This window comes from Streptomyces echinatus, from assembly GCF_014203595.1.
Taxonomy (GTDB): domain Bacteria; phylum Actinomycetota; class Actinomycetes; order Streptomycetales; family Streptomycetaceae; genus Streptomyces; species Streptomyces echinatus.
On sequence record NZ_JACHJK010000020.1, the window covers coordinates 26,437 to 49,579 of the forward strand.

Below are 23,143 nucleotides of genomic sequence, written 5' to 3' on the forward strand. Positions count from 1 at the left end.
TGATCTGTCGAGACGGCGTCAGTCGGTCCGTTCACGCGTCGCCTCGTGCAGGATCGCGGCCAGTTCGACCGGGGCGGACAGCATCGGCCAGTGCCCGGTAGCCAGGTCGAACCGGCGCCACGGCGACATGTTCAGGCTGGCAAGCAGCGGCTGGCCGGCGTCCAGCATCGCGGTGAAGTCATGGCAGGCGACGACCACTCGGTCCACCTCGGGGCCGGGCGTGACCGCGCTGATCAACGGCTGTTCGAAGGTGCGGAAGGGTTGCGGCGCTCCCTGGGCCCGCAGCAGCCGGCGCTGTGTGGCGCCGAGCCCGTCGAGGGTGCGCTCGGATCCCAGTTCCTCGAACGGAGGCAACGGCAGCCGCCAGCCGTCCCCGTCCTCCGCGACCTGTCGGCGGATCCTCGCCACCCGCTCCGGCGGCATCAGCCCGAGCATGCTCATGCCCTCGCCGAACGGTGCGCTGTCGACGTAGACCAGCCGCCGCAGCCGTCGGCCGAGCCGGCCGGCGGCGCCGCTCACCGGCGCTGCCGCGTAGCTGTGCGCCACGAGCGTCACATCGGACAGGTTCCGCGTCTCGACAAAGTCAGTGATGTCTTGGACATGGGTGTCCAGGTCGGTGTCGGGCGCGCCGAGCTGCGCTCGTTCGCCCAGCCCGGTCAGGCTGAGCGGCAGTGCCCGGTGACCCAGCTTCGTCAGTGCGTGGGCTGTGTCCTGCCAGACCCAGGCGCCCAGCCAAGCGCCGGGAACCAGAACGTACGTCGCCATGTCGTTCACCTTCCAGTCGGGTGTTGCACGGACAGCGCCGCCCAACAAGGTCGAACGAAAGGTAGGCCCGATCTAGGACAAGCGTCGTCCTAAACAGGGGCCCCGGGAGGGACGGCAGGGAGTTGGATGCCGTCGAGCGGCTACATCGCGAAGTAGCTCTTGTTCGCGGCGAAGGTGCCGCTTGCCGCCTGGATGAGCGTCGGGTCCGAGGCTCTCTCCCTCTCGCACCAGTGCTTGACCTTCGCCTCGAACTCCGTGATTCTCTCGGCGGATGCGGCCTTGGCCTCCATCTCGCCGCTGGAGTCCTGGTAGTTGTTGCGCTCTACCTGTAGCAGGGAGCGCACCGCCTCTCGGCGCATCGGTTCGTCGTCACTGGCCAACCACTCGGAGCACGGCATCGATCCGTAGTAAGGGGCTTCGGTGGCGGTGTCGTTGCCCTTGGAATTGAGGCGGATGGCGAGGCCCACTGCTAACGCAACCACCACTGCGGTCGCGGCGGTGGCTAGGAGCCTGGCTCTGGTCACTGGGTTCCCTCCCCCGAAGGCGCCAGTCCCCAGATGGCGCCGTGTTGTTTCATCGTAGGCTGTCCTGCCGCGTTGTCGCCCTTCGGTCCTTCTCCGGTCGCCGAGCCACGCTGGGAGAGGTCGAGGGGGTCCGCGGCCGGAAGATCGACGGCCGTGTCCGAGCGGGGTGGAGCGATCAGGCCCACCAGTCGTCGCCGGTGTGCCAGTGCCGCACCCACTCCTCGAAGCCCCATGCCTGATCGCCGGGCGCCGGGACGGCGCCGACGTCGGCGACCCATTCCGGTGCGGAACCGGGGCTCAGCCTTGCCGAACTTCGCCTGGCACGCCCGGACATCCCTGGTGACGACGGCCCTGCGCCGGGCCCCGCTCGCTTTCGGCCCCTTCGGCCCACTGTCGATGTACATCGCAGGTGCGTCAATCGGTCCCACTCCGGTGTTGGCGCTGGACTCCGCCTCCCTGGCAGTCTGCAGGCTGTGTTCGATGAACTGCTGGAGCGGTCGGCGCTCCGGGCAGCCGACTGCGATCCGTCTGGTGGAGGAAGCCTGTGGACATCCGCGAAACGAAAGACGGTTCGGTTCGGGGCATTCGGCCGGCCTCCGACATCGTGGCGTTCCTCGGTATTCCCTATGCTGCCGCGCCCTTCGGGATCAACCGCTTCAGGGAGCCGCGTCCGGTTCAGGCGTGGGAGGGCGTCCGTGAGTGCCGGGACTTTGGACCGGTGGCCCCGCAGTCGGCGCGGCTTCCGGGGGCGCCGTCCTGGTCGCCCGGCGACGAGGACATCCTCACGCTCAACATCTGGGCTCCGGCCTCCGCCGGCGGTCCGTTGCCGGTCCTGGTCTGGATCCACGGTGGTGCCTATACCTTCGGCTCTTCGGCGCAGCCCGACTTCGACGGCAGCGCCCTGGCCCGTGCCGGTCTCGTGGTGGTGACCTTCAACTACCGGCTTGGCTTCGAGGGCTTCGGTCACATCCCGCCCGGTACCGAGCCGCCGTACCCGGAGAACCGGGGCCTGCTCGACCAGATCGCCGCGTTGCGGTGGGTGCGCGACAACATCGCCTCCTTCGGCGGCGACCCGGCCGATGTCACCGTGGCGGGGCAGTCCTCCGGAGCGTCCTCGGCTGCCTGCCTGATGGTGATGGACCAGGCACGCGGGCTGTTCCGCCGGGTCATCGCCCACAGCGTCGTCGGCCCTTGCTATGCGAAGGAACTCGCAGCCGAGACCACCCGGAGGGTCGCCGCGGCGGCCGGCATCCCCGCCACCTCCACGCATCTGATGTCCGCGACCCCGCACGCACTGGTCGCGGCCTCCGATCGTGTCGTCGACAGCTACCGCCGAGATCCGGGTTCCGGGCCCCGCCACTACAACCCCGTCATCTACGGTCCGGTCGTCGACGGAGACATCCTGCCCAGCGACCCTCTGACGGCGCCGGCGGCCAGTGCCCCGGAAGCGGTGGACCTTCTGGTGTCCCACACCACCGAGGAGTACTGGCTGATGGACGCCGTCGGCAGCAGCGCGAAAGTCACCACCGACGAGCAACTGGCCGACTTCGCCCGAGACTTCCGCCTCCCCGACAATCTGGTGCGGGGCTACCGGGAGCTGATGCCCGGTGCCCCCGTCAGCGACATCTACCTTGCGATCTTCGGCGACCTGCTGTTCAGCGAGTACACCAGCCGGCTGGCGGAGCGGCACGCCGAAGCCGGTGGCCGAGCATTCACGTCCAGCTTCGCCCGTCACCGACAGGGCCCCGAGGGCGTGGTTCGTGCTTGGCACTCCTCCGACATCCCCTTCGCGTTCGGCAACCACACCCTGGAAAGCGTGGAGTTCCTCATCGGAGGTCCGCCCAATGCGGCGGATCACGAGCTGTCCCAGCGCATGATGCGAGCGTGGGTCAGCTTCGCCACCACTGGTGACCCTGGCTGGTCCCCCCTCAACGGCCGGACGACAACCCACCATGTCTGGACCACTGCGGACAGCACCGCCGGGATGCGGCACAGCGCGATCCGCGCCCTGTGGCGCCAGGCGGACTATTCGCCTCTTCGCCCCTGAACCGCAGCTCGCGCCCCCTCCTGCGTACTCGACGGCGATGGGGACGCCGTTCGGGGGTGCCGGGTCGGGGGCCAGGTGTCAGCCGGTGGCCGGGGCGGCGGCGTACTCGCGGCCGGCGTGGGGGGTCAGGGCTTGAGGAGGGCCGTGATGGCGCGGCGCTCGTCCATCGCCTTGCAGCCTCGACGACGCGCTCCCGGGCAGGGTGAGGTCGAAGAACCGAGGGCGTACAGGAGCAGCAGCGGCTTGTGCGGAGCGCGGGCCCCGTTGCTGGTCCACTGCCTCGGCTTCGCGGCGCGTGCCGGCCAGTCCATGGCCGGTGATCATAGTGGGGCCCGGCCCAGAGGGGTCACGTCACCGCGGTCAGCGTCGCGTAGACCACGACGTTGCCCAGGTAGCCGGTGCTCTTGGTGTAGCCGCCGCCGCAGGTGATCAACCGGAGTTCGGGCCGGCCGGAACTGCCGTAGACCTTCTTGCTGGGGAACTCCTGCCTGTCGTAGAGCTCGACGGCGCGCACGACGAACACCGCTGTCCGCCGGTCCGCCCGGCTGATCTCGATGGTGGCGCCCTCGGTCAGGGCGCCCAGGTCGTAAAAGACCCCGGGGCTGCCGGTGGGTGTGTCCACGTGCCCGGCGGCGATGGCGGTTCCTGCCGAACCGGGGGTCGGGCCGTCGCCGTACCAGCCGGCGAAGCCGGGTTTGTCACTTGGTGGAGTCCGTAGCGCCCCTGTCGCGTCAAGGCCCACCCGTGTCATCGGGGCGTTCACGCCGATGGCGTCGATCCGGAGCCGGACCGGATCCGCGGGAGGCAGTGAACGGACCTCGGGGCGGGTGGGGACCGCGGACGTCGAGAGGGCCCGGGACGGCGGTGGCTGCGGTGGCCGCTCGTCGCGCCCGCCGCCGATGAGCAGCACCGCCCCTGCCGTCATGGCGCAGGCCAGGAGGGGCACCGCGCGGATGAACGGATCTTCGGAGGCGCTGGTGTGGTGTCTGGGTACCATCGCGTTCGAGCCTTTGCTCCACAGGGACGGGGCTGTGCAGCGGGGGGGGGACGGCCTTCGCCACCGGATCGACTTCGTCGCGGAAGCCGGTTCCGGCCGGAGTGGACGTATCCGGTCGGTGGAGTCGGTCGGTCAGGTTCGGTTGCCGTTCGGGCGGCGGCACATCCAGAGCACACCCCCGGCGGCGGCCATGGCGAGCAGCGCACCGCCCAGTGCGCGCCCCACACCCGTGTCTTCGGCCGGTCCGAAGCCGGCGTTGACCGAGCCGTTCGGGGCGTGGCCGGTGACCTGGTACGTCCCCGTGACCTTGGTCAGGGGCGGACACTTCAGGGTGACCGTGTCGCTTCCCGGCTCGGTGCCCTCCGGGATCTGGAACTGGCCGGTGAGCACCCCCTCCTCGTCGCCTTGGAAGAGGTGGAACTCTCCTGCCGCCTCCGACCAGCCCTTGCCGTAGTCCGCGTCGGAGTCACAGACGCTGGTACTGACCGTGACGGTCGAGCCCGGGGACGCGTTCCACGGCTCGATGCTGACGTCTGAGTCCTCGGCCGCGGCAGCTGCCGGGATCTGCAGTCCGAGGGCACCGAGAGCCAGGCCGATACTCGCACCCATGTGTGTGTAACGCATGCGAATCCTCCAACGGAACAGTGACCGGCCTGTCTGCGCGGCGCCTCTCCTGTGTTTCCGTTCACGAGGCAACCGACAGTCCATCAGTTCCGCAACCTGACGAGACGCCACATGTGTCACCCAGTCAGGTGCGTCGGCCTCTCCACTTGATCGCTTGCCGCAGGTCACCGACGCGAGGATCAGCGAATCAATCACCCGGCGCCCCGTCCCCATAACGGTGAAAGCCGCCCCTCCTGCGACCGTGGCCGACGCCCCCTCCACCCAGGGCTGAAACCCGGCCTCAGGCCGGCTTGCGCCACACGGAGATGTGCTTCGCGGAGTCCTGGGTGAACGGCGTCCCGTCCCAGTCCGCGACGCGGCGTTCCAGGTCGAGCCCGGCGATCCGCGCCATCAGGTCGAGCTCGGCCGGCCAGGCGTACCGGTGCCGGGAGAGGTCGCGGCGGTAGCGGCCGTCGTCTCCGTCGCGGGTGAAGTGGTGCGAGACGAGGATCTGCTCGACCAGGTCGAAGGTGTCGAAGCCGAGGTGCTGCTCGGAGACGTCGAACGGCACCGCGACCTGGCCGGGCGGCAGGGACCGCAGCGGCGGCACGCCCAGCTCGATGACGAATCGGCCGCCGGGCGCCAGATGACGTGCGGCGTTGCGGAAGCACTCGACCTGCTCGTCCTGCGAGAGCAGGTTCGAGATGGTGTTGTAGACCAGATAGACCAGGGTGAACTCGCCGGGGACGACGGTGGTGGCCATGTCCCCGACGACCACCGGGAGCGTGTCCTCGTCGGCCTTGCGCCGCAGGACCGCTGCCATGTGCTCGGACAGTTCGATGCCCGCCACCGGCACGCCGCGTTCCCGGAGCGGGACGCCCACTCGTCCGGTTCCGATGGCGAACTCCAGGGCCCGGCCGTCTCCGGCGAGCTCGGCGAGGAAGGTGAGAGTCGGTTCGAGAACGGCCGCCGAGGACATCTCGCTCTCCTCGGCGTCGTAGCGGTCGGCGGTCGCACGGGTCCACAGCTCACTGCTCGTCACGGGCGGCCACGATGGCAGGTACCGGGGGGCGCTGTCACCGCATTTAACTTCCCCGGTTCCGGTTCCTCGGCCCTAGGAGGCGATTTCGGCGGGGGTTCTCAGTCCGGGGGTTCGCACAGGCGCACGGCAAGGGCGGCGATGTCGTCGTCGAGGTGTCCTCTGGTGTAGTGCAGGAGGTCTCGGTGAAGTGCCGTGAGCAGTTCATGGGGCGGCGTCTGGGGCTGTCGGCGCATCCAGGCCGCCAGCGGGAAGAACTCGCCGTCGTGGGCGCGGGCCTCGGCGACCCCGTCGGTGTAGAGAAGCAGCAGGTCGCCGGGGGCGAAGTCGAAGGTGTCGACGTTGTAGTGATCGCCGATCAGCTCCGCGAGGTTGAGCAGTGGCGAGGGGGCCGTGGGCTCGAGGGCACGCAGTTCACCGCCGTTCAGGAGCAGCGGCGGGGGATGTCCGCAGTTGAGGATCTCGATGCGCCTGCCCCCGTGCGGGATCTCGACGAGAAGCGCGGTGGCGAAGCGCTCCATCCGCCCGTCGGGAGGAAACGCGGCGTTGTAGCGGGTACTGCTGGCGTCCAGCCGGCGCGCGACACTGACCATGTCGGCCTCGCTGTAGGCCGCCTCACGGAAGGCGTTGACGATCGCCGCGGCCGCCCCCACCGCGGGCAGGCCCTTGCCCCGCACGTCACCGATGAGCAGCCTGACCCCGTAGCGCGTGTCGACCACTTCGTAGAAATCACCTCCGATGCGGGCCTCCGCCGCGGCCGCGAGATACAGCGACTCGATCTCGACGCTGCCGAAGCGGCGCGGCATGGGACTCAGTACGACCTGCTGCGCGGCGTCGGCGACGAGCCTCACCTGGAAGAGGGTCCGCTCCCGCTGGAGCCGGACATGACTTCCGTAGGCGGCCGCCACGGTGACCGCGATGATCCCCGCGGCCGTCCACCACGTCCCCAGTCCGGGGAACACGATGCTGAGGCCGATCATCAGAAAGAGGCAGACCGTCCCCAGCAGCACGGTGGGGAGCACCGGCCACATGGCGGCGGCGAGGGCCGGCGCCGCGGGCAGGAGGCGGCTGAAGGCCATGTCCGGGGGCGTGGAGTACGCCAGGCTGGCGATGACGACGGTCAGGATGACCGGCGACAGCCGCACGAAACTCCCCCGGCCGTAGCTGCGACGGAGCCGCGGCCGTCCAGACTCGATCACACTCCACAGAATATCTACGCAATGAGGGCATAGCGCTTTGACGGATCGGAGCCGGGCACCCGTCCGGGACCCTTCGCCGTCAGGGCCGGGGGACGTGGCGGAGAAAATCGAACACATGCTTGAATTCAGCCATGAGTCCGATTCCCGACGACCTCGCTCACGCACAGGACGAGTGGCACGCCACCTACCGGCACCTCGCGGCACGCCCGCGTACCGCGCTCCGGAGGCGACTGATCTCCCTGTCGTCGCAGGTGCTGTTCCACCCGTACTGGCAGGGCCGGCCGTCAGCGGGCTGGGCCGCGCTGCACGGCGCGCGCCATGCCCGGACCACCCCCTGAGCTGCCGCTTCGCTCGTCAGTGACCGACCGGACCCTGGCCCGTCGGCCGGCCGACGGCTGCCCGACGACTTCCGCAGGGTCACCGAGCGAGCCTCTGGCCCCCGGCTCATGCTGGAGGTGAGGGGGCTGGGACAACGGAGGAAGTGGTGACGATGCGGACCGTTGTCGATCTCACCCGGTGCCAGGGCTATGCGCAGTGCGTGTTCCACGCGCCCGAGGTGTTCAAGCTGCACGGGGAGGAGGGGCTGCTGTACGCCACGGCCGTCCCCGACGACCAGGTCTCGCGCGTTCGCGAGGCCGCGGCGGCCTGTCCGGTGCAGGCCATCCTGCTCGGAGAAGAGGTGAGCGGCGGTGCCCGATGACCTGAAGGACGGCCGTATCGTCATCGTCGGCGCGTCCCTGGCCGGACTGCGGGCCGCGGAGACGCTGCGCGAGGAGGGCTTCACCGGTTCACTGACCCTGGTCGGGGACGAGCCGCACGCGCCGTACGACCGGCCACCGCTGTCCAAGCAGGTGCTCCTGGGCCAGGCGACGGCGGACACCACGGAACTGCCCATGCGCCGGGACCCGGAGGCCGAGTGGCGCCTCGGCGTACGCGCCACGGGTGTGGACCGGCTGGCGAAACGGGTGCTGCTGGAGGACGGGGAGTCGCTGCCGTACGACCGGCTGCTGATCGCCACGGGAACCCGTGCGCGGCCCTGGGGAAACCCGGACGAGGCCGCCATGGACGGAGTGTTCACCCTGCGCACCCGTGAGGACGGCGCGGGTCTCGCCGAACGCCTGGCCGCCGGACCGGAGCGGGTGCTGGTCATCGGCGCCGGCTTCACCGGCTCGGAGATCGCCTCGGCCTGCAGGGAAATGGGGCTCCAGGTGACGGTCGCCGAACGCGGCCCCGCGCCCCTGGTGGGCGCGCTCGGTGCCACCCTGTCGAAACTCGCGGCCGTCATGCAGCGCAACCACGGCGTGGACCTGCGCACCGGGGTGACGGTGACCGCCCTGACCGGGAACGGCGCCTTCACCGGCGCACAGCTGTCGGACGGCAGCCGCGTCCCTGCCGACGTGTGCGTCGTGGCGCTGGGCGCCGTCCGCAACGTCGAGTGGCTGGCTGACTCCGGGCTGGCGGTGGGCCCCCGCGGGATCGCCTGCGACGCCGGGTGCCGCGCCTTCGACATGTACGGGATCGTCACCGACGACATCTACGTGGCCGGCGACGTCTCCCGCTTCCCCCACCCGCTGTTCGGCTACCAGATGCTCTCCCTGGAGCACTGGGGCAACGCGGTGGAACAGGCCGAGGTGGCGGCCCACAACATGGTCAGCCCGGGAGCGCTGCGGCGCCCGCACCTGGCCGTGCCGACGTTCTGGTCGACCCAGTTCGGGCTCAACATCAAGTCGGTCGGCGTACCCACCTACTCCGACTACATCGTCATCGCCCAGGGCTCACTCGAGGCGCGCCGGCTGGCGATGGTCTACGGCTACAAGGGCCGGGTCACCGCCGCGGTCACCGTCGACATGTCCAGATCGCTCGACTACTACAAGCACCTGATCGAGACGGCCGCACCGTTCCCGCCCCCGCCCGGCGCGGCGGACCGCGCGATCGCAGCCGACATCACGATCCCCTCCGCCGTACCCGATCCCTCGGTGCTGTCGCACGGTCCGACCGTCGCGCTCACCGGTCACCTTCCCGACCGCCGGCTGACGGTGGTGTGACCACCGGCCGACCCATCTCCTGCCCCACCGCGAGGAGCCGTCATGGACTCGGAGACCCTGCTGGCCCGGATCAGCGACTACGCCAGCCGCCCCAACCCCTACCCGCTGTACGCCGAACTCCGCGAGGCCGGTCCCGTGGTGTGGCAGGCGGGCGGCAACTGCCTGATCGGCGGCTACCACCACATCGCCGCCCTGCTCCATGACCCACGCATGAGTGCCGACCCCCGCACCCGGGGCGAGGAGACCCAAAAGCCTCCGTTCCTGCGGCTCGACGACCCCGAGCACCACCGGCTGCGCACGCTGGCCATGCGGCCCTTCGGGCCGCCGCACACGCCCGGCAGGGTCGACAGCATGCGCGGCGAGATCGACCGGATCACCAAGGAATTGCTGGAGCCCTTCGAGACGGGCGGGCAGATCGACATCGTCGACGACTTCGCCTACCCGCTTCCCGTCACCGTGATCTGCCGCCTGCTCGGTGTGCCGCGCGAGGACGAGCCGCTGTTCCGGGGATGGTCCGACGCGCTCGTCGCAGCCGCTGACCTCAAGCCCGACCAGGACTCGACGGACACCCGCAAGGCGGGCGACCAGGCGCGGATCGAGATGGGCGGCTATCTGGTGAACCTGGCCGAACAGCGCCGCGGCCAGCCGAGCGGCGACCTGCTCTCCGCCCTCGTCAACGAGCCCGATCCCGCCCTGCGGCTCACCCGGGAGGAACTCGCCGAGACGGCCGTGCTGCTCCTCATCGCCGGACACGAGACCACGGTCAACCTCATCACCAACGGCGTGCTCACCCTCCTGCGCCAGCCCGAGCAGCAGGACCTCCTGCGGCGGGAACCCGAACTGCTGCCGCGGGCCGTGGAGGAGCTGCTGCGCTACGAACCACCGGTTCACATGCGCGAGCGCATCCCGCACTCCGACATCGACGTCGCCGGCACGCGCATCCCCGCGGGCACCTCCGTCATCCTGGTGCTCGGCGCGGGCAACCGTGACCCCAGGCGGTTCCAGGACCCCGACCGGTTCGACCCCACCCGCACTGACACCCAGCACTTGGGATTCGGCAGCGGTATCCACTTCTGCTACGGGGCGCCGCTCGCCCGCCTCGAGGCCTACACCGCCCTCGGTGCGCTGCTCCCCCGCCTCGCCGAGGCCCGCCTGGTCCAGGACCCGCCCCCCTACCGGCAGAACGCCATGCTCCGCGGCCCCCGCCACCTGCCCGTCCAGCTCTGAAATCCCGGCCGGGGCGGAGACGCCGGGCGAGGGGGCTGGAAGGGCGTGCGCGGGTCGGGGCCATCCGCTTCGGCCCGCACCGGCACCGGCGTCGCAAAGACAGGACCTGCCAAACGCGCTGCGCAGCCGGAAGAGAGCCGCTCCGGCGCCGGGTTGACCCTCGACCTGGTGCAGGGCCCAGAGTGCTGGGTGTGGAGAACGACATGCGCAGCATCGGGGAGATGGCCCGCGACAGCCGCCTGGGCGTGAGCGCCCTGCGGTTCTACGACCGGGCCGGTGTGCTGGTCCCGGCCTGGGTGGATCCGGTGACCGGTTATCGCTGGTACGAACCCGAGCAGCTCGAAGAGGCGCGGCTGCTGTTCCGCCTGCGCCGGGCCGGGATGCCGCTGGCGGACATCCGGCTGGTGCTGGCCAGCTGGTCCGGCGCGGACACCGATCTGGTCCGGAAGCTGCTCAAGGCGCACCTGGGCCGCCTCGAACAGGGACTGTCCGACGCCCGCAGCGAGTTCTCCGCGCTCCGAGCACTACTCGATCAACGGGAGAACGTCATGACCTCGCTCCGCATCGCCACCGTCCGGCTGTCCAGCCCCGCGCCCGAGCTGGCCGCCGCGCTGGACACGGTCCGCTTCGCGGTGAGCACCGACCCCGAGCTGCCAATGCTCGGCGGGGTCCTGTTCGACATCGAGGGCGCCAGCCTGCACGCCGTGGCCACCGACCGGTACCGCATGGCTGTCGCGCAGGCCGGTATCGAAGGGCACGACGGGGACCGAGTGCAGGTCATCGTGCCCACCGCGCTCGCCGACGCGATGCGGGCGCTCCTGGACGGCGAGGGACCCGTGCGGCTCTCCGTCGACGGTGACCGGGTGACACTCGAGGCCGCGGACAGGCAGGCCGCCGGCCGGTGCCTCGACCACGACTTCCCCGACTACCGCCGTCTCCTCCCCCAGGCCGGGGGGCGCCGCGCCGTCGTCGAGGTGGCGGCCCTCCGGAAGGCTCTGGAGTCCGGTCCTGTCCGTGCCGGGGAGGCCGGAGCGCCCGACCTCAGCGTGCTCAGGGTGGAGGACGGCGACACCGTGACCGTCTGCGCCGACGGTGACGAAGACCCCAACCGCATCGCCGTCAACCGTGAGTTCCTGCTGGACGCGCTGGCAGCCGGGGCCCGGGACCGACTCATTCTGGAGCTCGGCAACCCCACAGCGCCGATCGGGATCCGCCGGCTCGACGACGAGGACGCCTTCTCGATCCTGATGCCGTTCAAGCTGGAGGACTGACCACGCATTCACCCTGATCCGGCCCGCCCAGACCCGTCGCACGCGGCCGGATCGGGGTGCTGGGGCACTCATCGACGGCGGCGGATGTGCTCGGGGTGGGCACGGCGCCGTCGCCCATGCATGCCTGGTTGGGCCCCCACTCGCGGCGCGGCGTGAGGACGGCTGCACTTCTGGCAGCTCGCTGCGGCGGACAGCGGTCCCGGCGGGCGACACGGTACGCATCTCACGGTCCACGCGCGTACGGTCCTCTCCTCCTCATCGGCGCGATGTGCGACCTCTCCGACGCCCTCGGCCGAAGGTGTCACCGGCACCACCCTCGATCCGGTGTCCAGGCCCAGGGACGCCGGCCCGGGCCGGCGGCAGGATTCATGACGTCGGCGCACGGACCGACGCGGAACCCACCCACGGACTCGGGGGAACTCCCATGAACGAAAGCTTCGCCAGGCGCCTGACGGGCGTCGCCGGCATCGTCACCGCTGTCGCCCTCATCGTCGAAGTCCCGTTGTACTTCGTCTACTCGGGCCCGCCGCCGGACGCCAACGTCCTGAGCAGGCTGCTGCTGGGCATCGTCGGCCTCACCGGCCTGGCCGTGTTCGTGACCGCGTTCCGGGAACTGGTCAGGCGCACACGTCCCGACTACGAGTGGGCCGGCTCGCTGGCCTTCGCCGTCGGCCTGGTCTACTCGGCGATCGCCCTGGTCTCCACCGGGCTGGAGGCCGGTACGGTGATCGCCGTCGACCGCCCGATCGATCCGACGATCACGGTCAGCGGCACCTACATCCTCTACGGCTCGATCTCCCGGCTGCTGCTGGCGCTGTTCCTGGCCACACTGGGCCACGTCGTCTCGCGCACGGACCTGCTGCCCCGCTGGGTCGGCCGGTCCGCGTACATCCTGGCCGGCTGCAATCTGGCGTTCGTGCCGTCCTTGTTCTTCGGCAACACCCCGAGCCATTTCTACGCGGCCAACGGCTGGGGCACCACCGCGCTCATGGGGGCCCTGCTCAGCTACTGGCTGCTGGCCGTCGGCATCTCCACGTACCGCAGCTCCTCCCGCCACCATCTCTCGATGGACGCGTAGCGATCGGGATCCCGACGCGCAGTGGGCATACGAGCGTATCGGAACCCTGGAGGCCCCACCGACGCCGATCGCCCTCGTCGCAGAACCACACCTGAGGCCAGATGCGGTGACCCCATTCGAACGCAGCGGCGCGCGCTACGAACGACTGTGCAGGTGATCTGTATCGTCCCGGCGTAAGGCACCTGGTAGTTCACCTGACCTGCAGCGCACTGGCCCGAGCGGAGGAGAATGCGATGGCCGATCCCAGGCACGGAGCCACGCCGGGCAGTGGACTGGGATCGGGGGCGCCGGAAGGTCATGGCCCGAGCGCACACGACACGGTGCGTCTCGCGCTGGTCATCGGCGCTCTCGGCGTGGTCTTCGGCGACATCGGCACCAGCCCGATCTACACCCTCCAGACCGTGTTCGACCCGAGCGACCCGCACCCCGTCCCGGTCGGCACCCAGAACGTGTACGGCGTGGTGTCGCTCGTGTTCTGGTCAGTGATGATCATCGTGACGGTCACCTATGTGCTGCTGGCGATGCGCGCCGACAACGACGGCGAAGGCGGCATCATGGCGCTGATCACCCTCGTACGGCGGTGGGGCTCGCAGCGGAGCCGGCGGACCACGGCCGTACTGACCGCGCTGGGCGTCTTCGGCGCTTCGCTGTTCTTCGGCGACAGCATGATCACCCCGGCGATCTCGGTGCTCTCCGCCGTCGAGGGGCTCAAGGTCGTCCAGCCCTCTCTGGAGAGCGCGGTCGTCCCCATCACCGCGGTGATCATCGTCCTGCTGTTCCTCGTGCAGCGCAGAGGAACCGCGGCGGTGGGCCGGTTGTTCGGGCCGGTCATGGTCGCCTGGTTCGTGGCCATCGGAGCGTGCGGCGTGGCCGGCATCGTCGGCCATCCGGCGATCCTCAGGGCGCTGTCGCCCACGTACGCCCTGGGTTTCCTGACCGGTCATTTCGGCACCGCCTTCTTCGCCCTGGCCGCGGTCGTGCTCTCGGTCACCGGCGCGGAAGCGCTGTACGCGGACATGGGGCACTTCGGCCGCAGGGCCATCACGCGCGGCTGGATGCTCCTCGTCCTGCCGGCGTGCGTTCTGAGCTACTTCGGTCAGGGCGCGCTGATCCTCGGCGACCCGCACCACATCAGCAGCCCCTTCTTCCTGCTCGTCCCCCACTGGGGCAGATGGCCGATGGTCCTGCTGGCCACGGCGGCCACGGTGATCGCCTCCCAGGCCGTGATCACCGGCGCCTACTCGGTCACCTCCCAGGCCGCCCAGCTCGGATATCTGCCGAGACTGCGGATCGCGCACACCTCCGAATCCACCATCGGCCAGATCTACGTCCCCTGGATCAACTGGCTGCTGATGGTCTCGGTCCTCACCCTGGTCTTCGCCTTCCGCAGCTCCACGGCTCTGGCCTTCGCGTTCGGCATGGCGGTCACCGGCACCATCACCATCACCACCTTGCTGTTCTTCTATGTCGCCCGTGCGAAATGGGGCACCCCCAAGTGGCTGATCGTCATCGGCGCGACCGTGCTGCTCTTCGTGGACCTGCTCTTCGTGGCGGCCAACCTCACGAAATTCGTCCACGGCGCGTGGCTGCCGCTGCTGATCGGCCTGACCGCGTTCACCGTCATGACCACCTGGCAGCGCGGCCGCGAACTCGTCACCGCCGAACGAGTACGCCAGGAGGGCCCGCTGCCCGAGTTCATCGATCGTCTGCGCAGTGGCGAGGTGTCGACGCTGCGGGCCCCCGGGACAGCCGTCTTCCTCAACCGCGGCAAGCAGACCACGCCCCTGGCGATGCGGGCCAATGTCGAGCACAACCATGTGCGTCACGACCAGGTCGTGATCCTCGCCCTCAAGACCGAGCCGGTGCCCCGCGTCCCGGCCGACCGGCGGATCGTCGTCGACGACCTCGGCTACGCCGACGACGGGATCATTCACGTCACCGCCCGGTTCGGCTACATGGAGACTCCGGACGTACCCAGCACCCTGGCCATGCTCGAACCGGCCCGGGCCGAGGGGCCCTTGCGGCTCGACCAGGCGTCCTACTTCCTGTCGAAGATCGAACTACGGCGGGGAAAGGCACCGACGATGGCGCCCTGGCGCAAACGACTGTTCATCGCCACCTCGTACATCACCGCGGACGCCGCCGAGTACTTCGGTCTCCCTCGTGACCGCACGGTCATCATGGGCTCGCACATCGAGGTGTAGCGGCCCCTACCAGCACCTCGCCGAAGCGGATGGACAGTGACCCGCTGCGGCGAGGACGCGAGGAACTCCCCTCGGATGGGAGCGTTGATGGGCAGCGGCACGACCAGCACTGCCTCTCCCGCGGACAGGGAATCCTCCCCAGCCCGGGGCGGCGTCGCCGGCTGGTCAGCGGGTGGCGTTCCCGGTGACCGGCTTCGTTTCGGCGGCCGGACGTCGTGCCGTGGCGGGCGAGCGCAGCAGGGTGGCGGCGAGGAGGAGAGCGGCGCCGACGATGCACGAGCCGATGCGGAAGGCGAACTGGTAGCCGCCCGTGAGTGCCGAGGTGGCGTCGGCCCCGTCGTCCAGCAGGGCATTGGTGTGCGAGGCGGCGAGGGTACTGAGGGCTGCCAGGCCGAAGGCGCTGCCGACCTGCTGCATGGTGTTGAACATGCCGGAGGCGACCCCCGAGTCCCGGGGCGTGGCCGCTGACATAGCGAGTGTGGCCAGCGACGGCATCGCGAGACCGAAGCCGACCCCGAGCGGCAGCAGTGCGGGCAGGACGTCCACGAGGTAACTCCCGCCTGCCGGTACGCGGCCGAGGACGGCCAGACCCGCCGTGATCAGCAAGAGCCCTGGAAGGAGTACGGCACGGGGGCCGAAGCGGGAGATCAGCCTGGGTGAGAAGCCGAGCGACAGCGCGCCGATCGCGACCGAGACCGGGAAGATGCCGAGGCCGGTGTGGACCTCGTCGAAGCCGAGCACCTTCTGCAGGTAGAGCACGCACAGGAACTGGAAGCTGAACATCCCCGCCACCATGAGGGCCTGGATGACCATCGCTCCTGAGACGTTGCGCGAGCGGAACACGCGCAGCGGCAGGAGCGGGTGACCGGCCTTCGCCTGGCGGGTGACGAATGCGAGGAGCAGGGCGAGTGCCGCGGCGCCGAAGCCCAGCGTGTGCGCGGACGCCCAGCCGTGGCTGGTGGTCTCGACGATCGTGTAGACACCGAGCATCAGTGCGCTGGTGACCAGGATCGCGCCCGCCGCATCGACCCCCTTGCCGAGGCCGACACCGCGCTCGGACGCGAGCACGCGCCCGGCCAGCAGCGCGGCCACGAGGCCGATCGGGACGTTGACGAAGAAGATCCAGTGCCAGCTGATGCTCTGCGTCAGGACACCGCCGGCGAGGAGGCCCAACGAGCCACCGGCGGACTGGACGAAGCTGTAGACGCCGATGGCCTTGGCCCGCTCCTTCGGCTGCGGGAACAGCGCGACGACCATGCCGAGGGTGACGGCGGAGGTCACCGCGCCGCCGACGCCCTGGACGAACCGGGAGGCGAGCAGCATCGCCGAACCCTGCGACACACCGCACAGCAGCGAGGCGGTCGTGAAGATGCTCAAGCCGGTGATGAAGACGCGCTTGCGCCCGATCAGGTCGCCGAGCCGACCGGAGAGCAGCAGCAGACCACCGAAGGGGACCAGATAGATGTTGACCACCCAGGCCAGGCTCGACGAGGAGAAGCCGAGGTCCTGCTGGACGGCGGGCAGGGCCACGTTCACGATGGTCCCGTCGAGGATGACCATCAGCTGCCCGGCGCAGAGCACGGCCATTGCCGCCCAACGGGATGTCTGTGCTGATGAGACGGTTCTGGGCACGAGGCCCCCTTCCAATGGTGCACGACTTGTTACAGCCGTCATCTTCTGTAACCATGACGCGCGACGGAAGGAGGCACTTTCGTGTCACGCAGTCACACCGATGTGTCCGACCAGGTCAGCAACGAGGCGTGCCCGCTCACCGAGGTCCTCGACCGTGTCGCGGGAAAGTGGAGCATCGGAATCCTTGTCGCCGCCGCGCACGGGCCGGTCCGGTTCACCGAGTTGGAACGCGCCATCACGGGCATCAGCCGACGCATGCTCACCCTGAACCTGCGCAAGCTGGAACGCGACGGCCTGCTCATCCGGACCGTCTACCCCACGGTGCCGCCCAAGGTGGAATACAGCCTCACGCCCATGGCCCGCGAACTCCACGCGACCCTCGCCGGGCTCGTCGGCTGGGCGGAACGCCACCGAGCCGACATCACCGCTGCCCGCGCCACCTACGACGCCGCCACCACATCGGCTCCCTGACGCCTGGAACTCCGGCGACCGCTGGAGTCCAGCCGACTGTCGTGCGGCGACACACATGCTGTCCGCTGCGAGGCGATCGGCACGGGATCACGTCTCAAGCCCACACCGCTTTGACCACGGCGAGGCCCGCCGAAGCCGCACGCCCGTAGAACCCCTGGAGGCCCCTGTGCTGATCGAGGAGTTGCTCCCTGACCTGTGCCTCGTCCTGGCCGTGGCCGCCCAACTTGGCACCGGCAACGTTCCACAACTCGTCGAAAGAGACAGTCCCGAGGAAGTCTGCGGCCTGTGACACCCCGGGCGGCTCAAGAAGCATCAGGGGTGGGTGGGAGGGGTCGGCGTCAGCGCTGTGTGCCACAGGGCGGCCGCCGTAGACCGGCAGAGTCCAGGGCTCATCGGCGTCGGCTTCAAGGACACCGGCTGCGGCGTAGAGGTCATTGACGGAGTCCCAGATCTTGTCGATCGAGTCGGCGATACCCGCCGCGTACTCCTCAGGGTGGTTGTCCCAGGCTTGGGACATGAACGCCGCAAGGAAAGTGTGGTCGTCCCGGATCTCGGACTCCGCGACGGCGCGTAGGTGCAGGTGGATGCTCACCGCGACAAGTCCCCCCAGCTCGGCAGCCCGTCTGTCGGGCCGAACGAGCAGAACGTACGCGACGGCACTGACAGCACGACGGCCGCCCGCGCCGTGGCACGCCGGCCTCATGGAGAAGGAGAGCGTCGATGCGGCTTGAGCGCGGAGCGACTGGGTTTCGGGGCCCCGGTGACGCACGGGTTCCGGAGACGGACGCGACGCTCTTTCGCAGTGCCTGCTGGAACGCCGCGAGAGGGATCGGTGGCCGTGTCAGCGAGCCGGCCCGCGCCGAGGCGTCCAGCTTCCACTGGGTCATCGTCACCAGCCGTGCGGCACCCTACGTCGTTCTGTGTCACGCGCATCTGCCGATCGTCGCCTTCGCCGCCGCATCTCCTGTGCCGGGACAGCCACTGTCAGCCTTCGTGGACCCGCCGCCGTGGGGGGCCGGCTTCGAGGTCGCCGGTTTCCGCTGCCTGCTCGCTGACCACCTGAATACGCCGATGTCGCGGTTGGATGTGACCGGACTGGCGGAAGCGGAGCTCATGCAGATCCGCTACTGGCGTCCGGAAAAGCTGAGCGACCTGTTGTTCAACTGGTGGGACTGAAGGGGCGGCGAGCGCTGTCGCCCTGTCGTGTCGAGCGTCGGCGCATACACTCGGGCACCTAACGGATCGCAGACGGGGTGTTGACGGCCGTGCCGACTGAAGCCAGAGGGAAAACTGCCACGTGGGCGAAGGTTTTCGTCCCTTGGTGACATGTCGCTGTCCATCCTGAGGAAGCGCGGCACCGTGTGATGCCGAAGTCGTGCCTCGATCAGAGCGGACCGTCACCGGTCGGCCGGAGTCGGTCTCGTCAGGGCCCGCGTCGGCCGGGTGGGGGCCCGGGTGACGCGGGGTGAGTCGGCTCGTCGGATCGTCATGCAGAGGGCGCAGGGCAGGCAGCACCGCTCGCACCGCGGCCCGGTCGTCGCATGCCACCTTGCCGATCAGAGCCGGCACCGCGTGCGGACCATGGCCGGAACGAGAAGAGTTGACCGGCGATCGAACGCGTGCCACGCGGCCGCAGGGGGGCCGCCGGCCGCCCTACTGGATCAGGCTGTGCGTGAGCCTCATCAGGCGCTCGCGGGCCTCGGTGTCGTACGCCTGCTCATGGGCCCGGGTGTCGGTGAACTGGTCGAAGTAGCGGCCCGTGGTGGTGGCGAGTTCGGGGGCGAGGAGGAGGCGCACCGTCGGGCGGACGCCCTCCTGTGTGCTGGTGACGGGGGTGAGGCCGTACTCGCGGACGCCGTTGGTGTCCATGAGGTGAGCCGGGTGCAGGGTGTTCACCGTGACTCCGGTGCCGCGCAGTTCGGCGGCCAGGTCGAAAGTCGCCATGATCATGGCGAGCTTGCTTCTGCAGTAGGCGCGCAGGCCCTCGTAGTCCCGCTCCAGCATGACGTTGTCGAAGTCGATGGCCTCCTGCCCGATGGAGGCGATGTTGATCACTCGGGCGGGGGCTGAATCGGTGAGCAGGGGCAGCAGGTCGCGGGTGAGCGCGTAGGGGGCGAGATGGTTCACGGCGAAGCGGAGTTCATGGCCCTGCCGGCTGAGTTCGCGTGTGAGCGGTTCGGCGCCGCCGCCCGCCACCGCGTTGTGGATCAGGCCGTCGAGGTGCGGTTCGGCCGTGCGGATCCGGCCGGCCATCGCGTGCACCTGTTCCAGGTCGGACAGATCGGCCAGATAGGTGCGGACAGTGGTGTCCGGGGCGGCGGCGCGTGTTTCCTCGGCCACAGCCTCCAAACGGGTGCGGTCCCGGCCGTGCAGCAGGACGGTGCCGCCGCGCGAAGCCAGGTCGAGCGCGAGAGCGCGGCCCAGCCCCTGGGTGGCGCCGGTGATCAAAGTGGTGTGCTGTGTCATGACATCCACAATGGCTATGTGGCGCGATGACACGGGAGAGTGTGCCGCACCTGGTGTTCTCGCCACCAGGCTGGCTGCGCCGACGTCAGTCGCCGTCACGTTTGCCGGTCAGCATGCGTTCGATGCGGTCGAAGCGCTCGTGCAAGGCCGCGGTCTCCTCGCGCAGATGGTGCCACGTTCCGCCCCTGCGCTGTTCCCGGCCCACGAACCAGGTCGCCAGCGCGGCTGTGACCATGCCGTACGTCGTGATGCCGACGACCATCACGATCGCGGCGACGACCCTGCCCCAGACCGTCACGGGGTAGAAGTCGCCGTAGCCGACGGTGGTCGCCGTCTCGATCGACCACCACAGCGCCCGTGGATACGAGGTCAGGTTCGCGCGGTGGGCGCCCTCCTCCACGGCCACGACGGCCCAGGATCCGCAGAGCATCACGACCACGAGGACGATCGTCGCGCCACCCGCGGCTCTCAGGTGGAGCGACCGCCCTTCCCTGCCGAACAGCACGGCGATCATTCTGGTGAACAGTGCGGGAAGCATGGTCACTCCTTCCGGTCCGCGGCCAGTGTCCGTGCCGCCGGACGTTCCGGCACACGGGACAGCCCGTTCGGGTGGCTGCCGCGGGCCGTCCGGGGGGTGGGCCGGGCTGGAACGGCCGCACAAGTTTGCGTGGGCCCGCTGTCAGGGGCCTTCCGGAACCAGCCCCCCACTGCCCGCATCTAGTTACGTGGTGAGACAGGAGCGGTGGCGCCGGGTCCCGCAGGGTGTCTTCCCCAGGGAGTTCTCATGGCACGGCGGACACGGGCGGTCTCCGCTCTCGGCCTCGTCTTACTGCTGGGCACCGCAGCCTGCGACACCGATCACGGTTCTTCCGACGCTCGTCCCGTCGCATGCCGAGCGTCCCAGCTCGGCTGGAAGATGACCCGTCTGCCCGGCAAGCGGCAGGACACGCCGGCAGCCACGCTCAGCGCCGAGAACAAGGGAACGAAGTCCTGCACCTTCGACGGCTACCCGGACATCGACGTGTACATCGGCAAGGGACCGTCGGCCGGCGGGAGGCCGAAGAAGGGGGCCGGGCCGGTACGCCTGCGTCTGAGCCCCCGCCACACCGTCGAGTTCCCCCTCTTCTACGAGGCGACGGCCGCTCCGGGTGACGGTTGCGAGGTCTCGGCCGAGTACGACCCCAGCATCACCGTCGCACCCCCGCACGCCAAGGCCGGCTCCCTCGTCAGAATGACGGATGCGAGGGGGAAACATGTCCGGGCGCAGGTGTGTGACATCGACATCGAACTGGGCTCGCCTCAACTGCGCTGAAGCGCAAGCGCGTTGCGCGCGCTCGAACAACCTTTCCAGAAGGTGCCGAAAGTCACATGAGGTCTTCAACTGCCGTCCTTTTTAGCTCGGTTCGTACTGTGGACGGCATCGCGAGACTGGAGGTGGCATGGACGGGATCAAGCGGGAGTCCGGATTACGCAGACCGGCCGCCCCGCGTTGGCTGTTGCGGACGAGGCGCCGGGCTACGCGGTCGAGGACTTCGCCCTGTTCAACGGCCAGTCCGGAGGACAGCTCGCCGCCCAGAGGCCCATGTTCGGGGGTACCAGCTGGTCCAGCTTCCTGCTGCTCACCTGACAGGTACGCCGGAGGATCCAGCGGGTCCGTCAGGGTCTTTCATTCGGATCAGGCCGGATCAGGCCGGATCAGGCCGGAACCTGGCTCGGCCCGAACGAGAGGCCCTGGCCACGCCGAGGAAATTGCCGGGTGGCCACGGACGTTGATCGAGTCATGACTCAAGGACCAGCGCCTCGCCCACTGTCCGAGCAAGCCCTCTCGGACCTGCTCGGCACGCAGCAGTTCGGCACCCTCGCCACCGTCAAACGCAGTGGCCACCCCCATCTGACCACCATGCTGTACAGCTGGGAACCCGCGACCCGCACGGTGCGGTTCTCGACGACGGCGGAGCGCGTCAAGGTCAAGCATCTGCGGCGCAACCCACGTGTGGCGCTGCATGTGCAGGGCGGCGATGTGTGGTCGTTCGCCGTCGCCGAGGGCGAGGCCGAGGTCTCCGAGATCACGACGGTTCCCGGCGACGCGGTCGGTCGCGAACTGCTCGGGATGATCCCGGTGGCGATGCGGCCCGGGGACGAAGACGCCTTCCTGACGCAGCTTGTCGCCGAGCGCCGGGTGGTCATCCGGTTGAGGGTGGACCGGCTGTACGGCACCGCGCTCGACGTCGACGGCTAGGACGCAGCAGGTCCGTGCTGGTCACACCCCCCATCGAGGCCCGCGAAGAACGCGACGAGCAGGGCGAGCGCGACGAGGAGTCCGCTTGCCCACAGCGGTCCGAGATCCCCGGCCGGGGTGCCCAGGGTGGTCGCGGCGACGAGCGGGCCGGCCGCGGCGCCGATGTTGAGTGCGGCGGTCGCGTAGGAGCCGGCCATGGTGGGCGCCCCCGCCGCCTCGTAGAGGACGCGTGTGATCAGCGTGCTGCCCAGCGCGAACGACAGCGCGCCCTGCACGAAGACGAGGGCGAGCAGAGCGACCGGCTTGTCGGCCAGCACGGCCAGGGCCGGCCAGCCGACGAGCAGTGCCGGACCGCCGAGCGCGAGGACCGTGCCGGGACGCCGGTCGGACAGCCGTCCGGCGACGGTGACGCCGGCGAACGAACCGACGCCGAAGAGGACCAGAGCCGCGGAGATCCACAGCTCGCCGAGCCCGGCGGTGCCGGTCACCACGGGGGCGAGGAAGGTGAGGCTTGCGAAGGTCGCCGCGTTCACCAGCGCGCCGAGCAGCATCACCATGAGCAGCCGCGGACGCTTGAGCTGCCCGAGTTCCGCTCGCAGGGTCGGCCCGCCGGGCTCGTCCGTCTCGACGGGACGTGCTGGGATTCCCGTGAGGACGCCGATGGCCGCGGGCAGACAGAGAGCGGCGACTGCCCAGAACGTGGCCCGCCAGCCGAGCAGTGTGCCGAGCACCGATCCTCCGGGGACGCCGGCGATCGTCGCCACCGTGGTGCCCGACAGCAGCACGGCCAGCGCGCGTCCCTTCTTGTCGGGCGGGACCAGTGCGGCGGCGGTCGTGAGGGCTACGGCGAGGAAGCCGGCGTTCGCGAGCGCCGCGACGACCCGGGTCGCGACCAGGATCGGGAAGCTCGAGGTGGCGGCGCCCACGGCGTGGGCCGTCAGGAACGCGAGGACGAACCCGAGCAGGCTCGACCGTGCGGGCCGATCACGGGCGAGTACCGCCATGAGTGGGGCCCCGACGGTCATGCCGATCGCGAAGGCCGATGTGAGCGTGCCGGCTGTCCCGACCGTGACGTCGAGGTCCGAGGCGAGGTCCGGCAAGAGGCCGGCGAGCATGAACTCCGAGGTGCCCATGGCGAAGACCGCCATGGCAAGCAGATACAGCGGGAGAGGCATCGAGTGGCTCCGAGGTGAGGAGAAGCGCGAGAAGGTCATCTCGTCACCGCGGCCAGCCCCGGGGGCACGCTCGTACGGCCGCAGAGTGCGGCGCTGCGGCAGGCTAGGAGCTCACTGGTTCAGGGGGCTGACGGCGTGACCGAAAGCCCCCACCCTGTCCG

24 protein-coding genes and 1 pseudogene are annotated in these 23,143 nt (G+C 69.7%); 13 read left to right on the forward strand and 12 right to left on the reverse strand.

Translation table 11 applies throughout. From position 1 onward, the window contains the following. Window positions 1–18 precede the first annotated feature (18 nt). Together FHS34_RS36970 and FHS34_RS36975 are read right to left on the reverse strand one after the other, a co-directional pair. Window positions 19–765: an alpha/beta fold hydrolase gene (locus FHS34_RS36970; RefSeq protein WP_184973888.1), complete on the reverse strand. Its 747-nt coding sequence runs from the start codon at window positions 763–765 to the stop codon at window positions 19–21. Between the two features lie 140 nt (window positions 766–905). Next, entirely contained in the window at window positions 906–1,289 is a 384-nt protein-coding gene (locus FHS34_RS36975) for a hypothetical protein (RefSeq protein WP_184973890.1), read from the reverse strand. A 544-nt stretch (window positions 1,290–1,833) separates the two neighbouring features. On the opposite strand from FHS34_RS36975, the gene FHS34_RS36980 reads away from it, so the two are divergent. Beyond that, window positions 1,834–3,336, forward strand: coding sequence for a carboxylesterase/lipase family protein (locus FHS34_RS36980; RefSeq protein WP_184973892.1), 1,503 nt, complete (start codon window positions 1,834–1,836; stop codon window positions 3,334–3,336). Window positions 3,337–3,547: 211 nt separating this feature from the next. Here the strand turns inward: FHS34_RS36980 and FHS34_RS36985 are convergent. From FHS34_RS36985 to FHS34_RS37005, 5 genes and pseudogenes are all read right to left on the reverse strand, one after another. Beyond that, window positions 3,548–3,647: pseudogene (locus tag FHS34_RS36985) on the reverse strand (phosphorothioated DNA-binding restriction endonuclease); the annotation flags it as partial. Window positions 3,648–3,682: 35 nt separating this feature from the next. Continuing rightward, window positions 3,683–4,333 (reverse strand): class F sortase, encoded by a 651-nt coding sequence (locus FHS34_RS36990; RefSeq protein WP_372478635.1) that lies wholly within the window; start codon window positions 4,331–4,333, stop codon window positions 3,683–3,685. Between the two features lie 132 nt (window positions 4,334–4,465). Continuing rightward, window positions 4,466–4,957 (reverse strand): sortase, encoded by a 492-nt coding sequence (locus FHS34_RS36995; RefSeq protein WP_184973894.1) that lies wholly within the window; start codon window positions 4,955–4,957, stop codon window positions 4,466–4,468. Window positions 4,958–5,237: 280 nt separating this feature from the next. Continuing rightward, window positions 5,238–5,978, reverse strand: coding sequence for a class I SAM-dependent DNA methyltransferase (locus FHS34_RS37000; protein ID WP_184973896.1), 741 nt, complete (start codon window positions 5,976–5,978; stop codon window positions 5,238–5,240). A 98-nt stretch (window positions 5,979–6,076) separates the two neighbouring features. Next, window positions 6,077–7,174: a PP2C family protein-serine/threonine phosphatase gene (locus FHS34_RS37005; RefSeq protein ID WP_184973898.1), complete on the reverse strand. Its 1,098-nt coding sequence runs from the start codon at window positions 7,172–7,174 to the stop codon at window positions 6,077–6,079. Between the two features lie 131 nt (window positions 7,175–7,305). On the opposite strand from FHS34_RS37005, the gene FHS34_RS37010 reads away from it, so the two are divergent. From FHS34_RS37010 to FHS34_RS37040, 7 genes are all read left to right on the forward strand, one after another. Then, on the forward strand, window positions 7,306–7,512 hold the full coding sequence (locus FHS34_RS37010) for a DUF8825 domain-containing protein (RefSeq protein ID WP_184973900.1): 207 nt from the start codon (window positions 7,306–7,308) through the stop codon (window positions 7,510–7,512). A gap of 152 nt (window positions 7,513–7,664) precedes the next feature. After that, window positions 7,665–7,874, forward strand: a complete 210-nt coding sequence (locus FHS34_RS37015) for a ferredoxin (protein ID WP_184973902.1) — start codon at window positions 7,665–7,667, stop codon at window positions 7,872–7,874. Beyond that, window positions 7,864–9,219: an NAD(P)/FAD-dependent oxidoreductase gene (locus tag FHS34_RS37020; protein ID WP_184973904.1), complete on the forward strand. Its 1,356-nt coding sequence runs from the start codon at window positions 7,864–7,866 to the stop codon at window positions 9,217–9,219. Before FHS34_RS37015 ends, FHS34_RS37020 begins: the two co-directional genes overlap by 11 nt. A gap of 42 nt (window positions 9,220–9,261) precedes the next feature. Next, window positions 9,262–10,446, forward strand: coding sequence for a cytochrome P450 (locus tag FHS34_RS37025; protein WP_184973906.1), 1,185 nt, complete (start codon window positions 9,262–9,264; stop codon window positions 10,444–10,446). A gap of 203 nt (window positions 10,447–10,649) precedes the next feature. Then, window positions 10,650–11,717: a DNA polymerase III subunit beta family protein gene (locus tag FHS34_RS37030; RefSeq protein WP_184973908.1), complete on the forward strand. Its 1,068-nt coding sequence runs from the start codon at window positions 10,650–10,652 to the stop codon at window positions 11,715–11,717. Between the two features lie 424 nt (window positions 11,718–12,141). Then, window positions 12,142–12,795 carry a hypothetical protein gene (locus tag FHS34_RS37035; RefSeq protein ID WP_184973910.1) on the forward strand — a complete coding sequence of 218 codons (654 nt, stop codon included), beginning with the start codon at window positions 12,142–12,144 and terminating at the stop codon, window positions 12,793–12,795. Between the two features lie 233 nt (window positions 12,796–13,028). After that, a complete protein-coding gene (locus FHS34_RS37040) occupies window positions 13,029–14,999 on the forward strand; it encodes a potassium transporter Kup (protein WP_184973912.1) in 1,971 nt (656 codons plus the stop codon). Window positions 15,000–15,164: 165 nt separating this feature from the next. On the opposite strand, the gene FHS34_RS37045 is transcribed toward FHS34_RS37040, so the two are convergent. Further along, window positions 15,165–16,586: an MFS transporter gene (locus FHS34_RS37045; protein ID WP_225817776.1), complete on the reverse strand. Its 1,422-nt coding sequence runs from the start codon at window positions 16,584–16,586 to the stop codon at window positions 15,165–15,167. 126 nt (window positions 16,587–16,712) lie between these two features. Between FHS34_RS37045 and FHS34_RS37050 the strand changes: the two genes are divergently transcribed. Next, window positions 16,713–17,102, forward strand: a complete 390-nt coding sequence (locus FHS34_RS37050; protein WP_184973916.1) for a winged helix-turn-helix transcriptional regulator — start codon at window positions 16,713–16,715, stop codon at window positions 17,100–17,102. Between the two features lie 94 nt (window positions 17,103–17,196). Here FHS34_RS37050 and FHS34_RS37055 read toward each other — a convergent pair whose 3' ends face one another. Then, window positions 17,197–17,694, reverse strand: coding sequence for a DUF1877 family protein (locus FHS34_RS37055; RefSeq protein ID WP_184973918.1), 498 nt, complete (start codon window positions 17,692–17,694; stop codon window positions 17,197–17,199). Window positions 17,695–17,822: 128 nt separating this feature from the next. Between FHS34_RS37055 and FHS34_RS37060 the strand changes: the two genes are divergently transcribed. Beyond that, the gene (locus tag FHS34_RS37060; protein WP_184973920.1) at window positions 17,823–18,278 is read left to right on the forward strand and encodes a hypothetical protein; all 456 of its coding nucleotides are present in this window, start codon (window positions 17,823–17,825) and stop codon (window positions 18,276–18,278) included. A 477-nt stretch (window positions 18,279–18,755) separates the two neighbouring features. Here FHS34_RS37060 and FHS34_RS37065 read toward each other — a convergent pair whose 3' ends face one another. Continuing rightward, complete coding sequence (locus tag FHS34_RS37065; protein WP_184973922.1) at window positions 18,756–19,568, reverse strand: SDR family NAD(P)-dependent oxidoreductase; 813 nt, start codon at window positions 19,566–19,568, stop codon at window positions 18,756–18,758. An 85-nt stretch (window positions 19,569–19,653) separates the two neighbouring features. Continuing rightward, window positions 19,654–20,106, reverse strand: a complete 453-nt coding sequence (locus tag FHS34_RS37070; protein WP_184973925.1) for a potassium channel family protein — start codon at window positions 20,104–20,106, stop codon at window positions 19,654–19,656. Between the two features lie 246 nt (window positions 20,107–20,352). Here FHS34_RS37070 and FHS34_RS37075 point away from each other — a divergent pair, with 246 nt between their 5' ends. The 3 genes from FHS34_RS37075 (at window position 20,353) to FHS34_RS37085 (ending at window position 21,807) form a co-directional block, all read left to right on the forward strand. Beyond that, entirely contained in the window at window positions 20,353–20,880 is a 528-nt protein-coding gene (locus FHS34_RS37075) for a DUF4232 domain-containing protein (protein WP_184973927.1), read from the forward strand. Window positions 20,881–21,057: 177 nt separating this feature from the next. Next, entirely contained in the window at window positions 21,058–21,195 is a 138-nt protein-coding gene (locus tag FHS34_RS37080; RefSeq protein WP_184973929.1) for a hypothetical protein, read from the forward strand. A 153-nt stretch (window positions 21,196–21,348) separates the two neighbouring features. After that, complete coding sequence (locus FHS34_RS37085) at window positions 21,349–21,807, forward strand: pyridoxamine 5'-phosphate oxidase family protein (protein ID WP_184973931.1); 459 nt, start codon at window positions 21,349–21,351, stop codon at window positions 21,805–21,807. On the opposite strand, the gene FHS34_RS37090 is transcribed toward FHS34_RS37085, so the two are convergent. After that, window positions 21,804–22,982 carry a Cmx/CmrA family chloramphenicol efflux MFS transporter gene (locus FHS34_RS37090; RefSeq protein ID WP_184973933.1) on the reverse strand — a complete coding sequence of 393 codons (1,179 nt, stop codon included), beginning with the start codon at window positions 22,980–22,982 and terminating at the stop codon, window positions 21,804–21,806. The two genes, FHS34_RS37085 and FHS34_RS37090, sit on opposite strands and share 4 nt — an antisense overlap. Window positions 22,983–23,143: the final 161 nt, after the last annotated feature.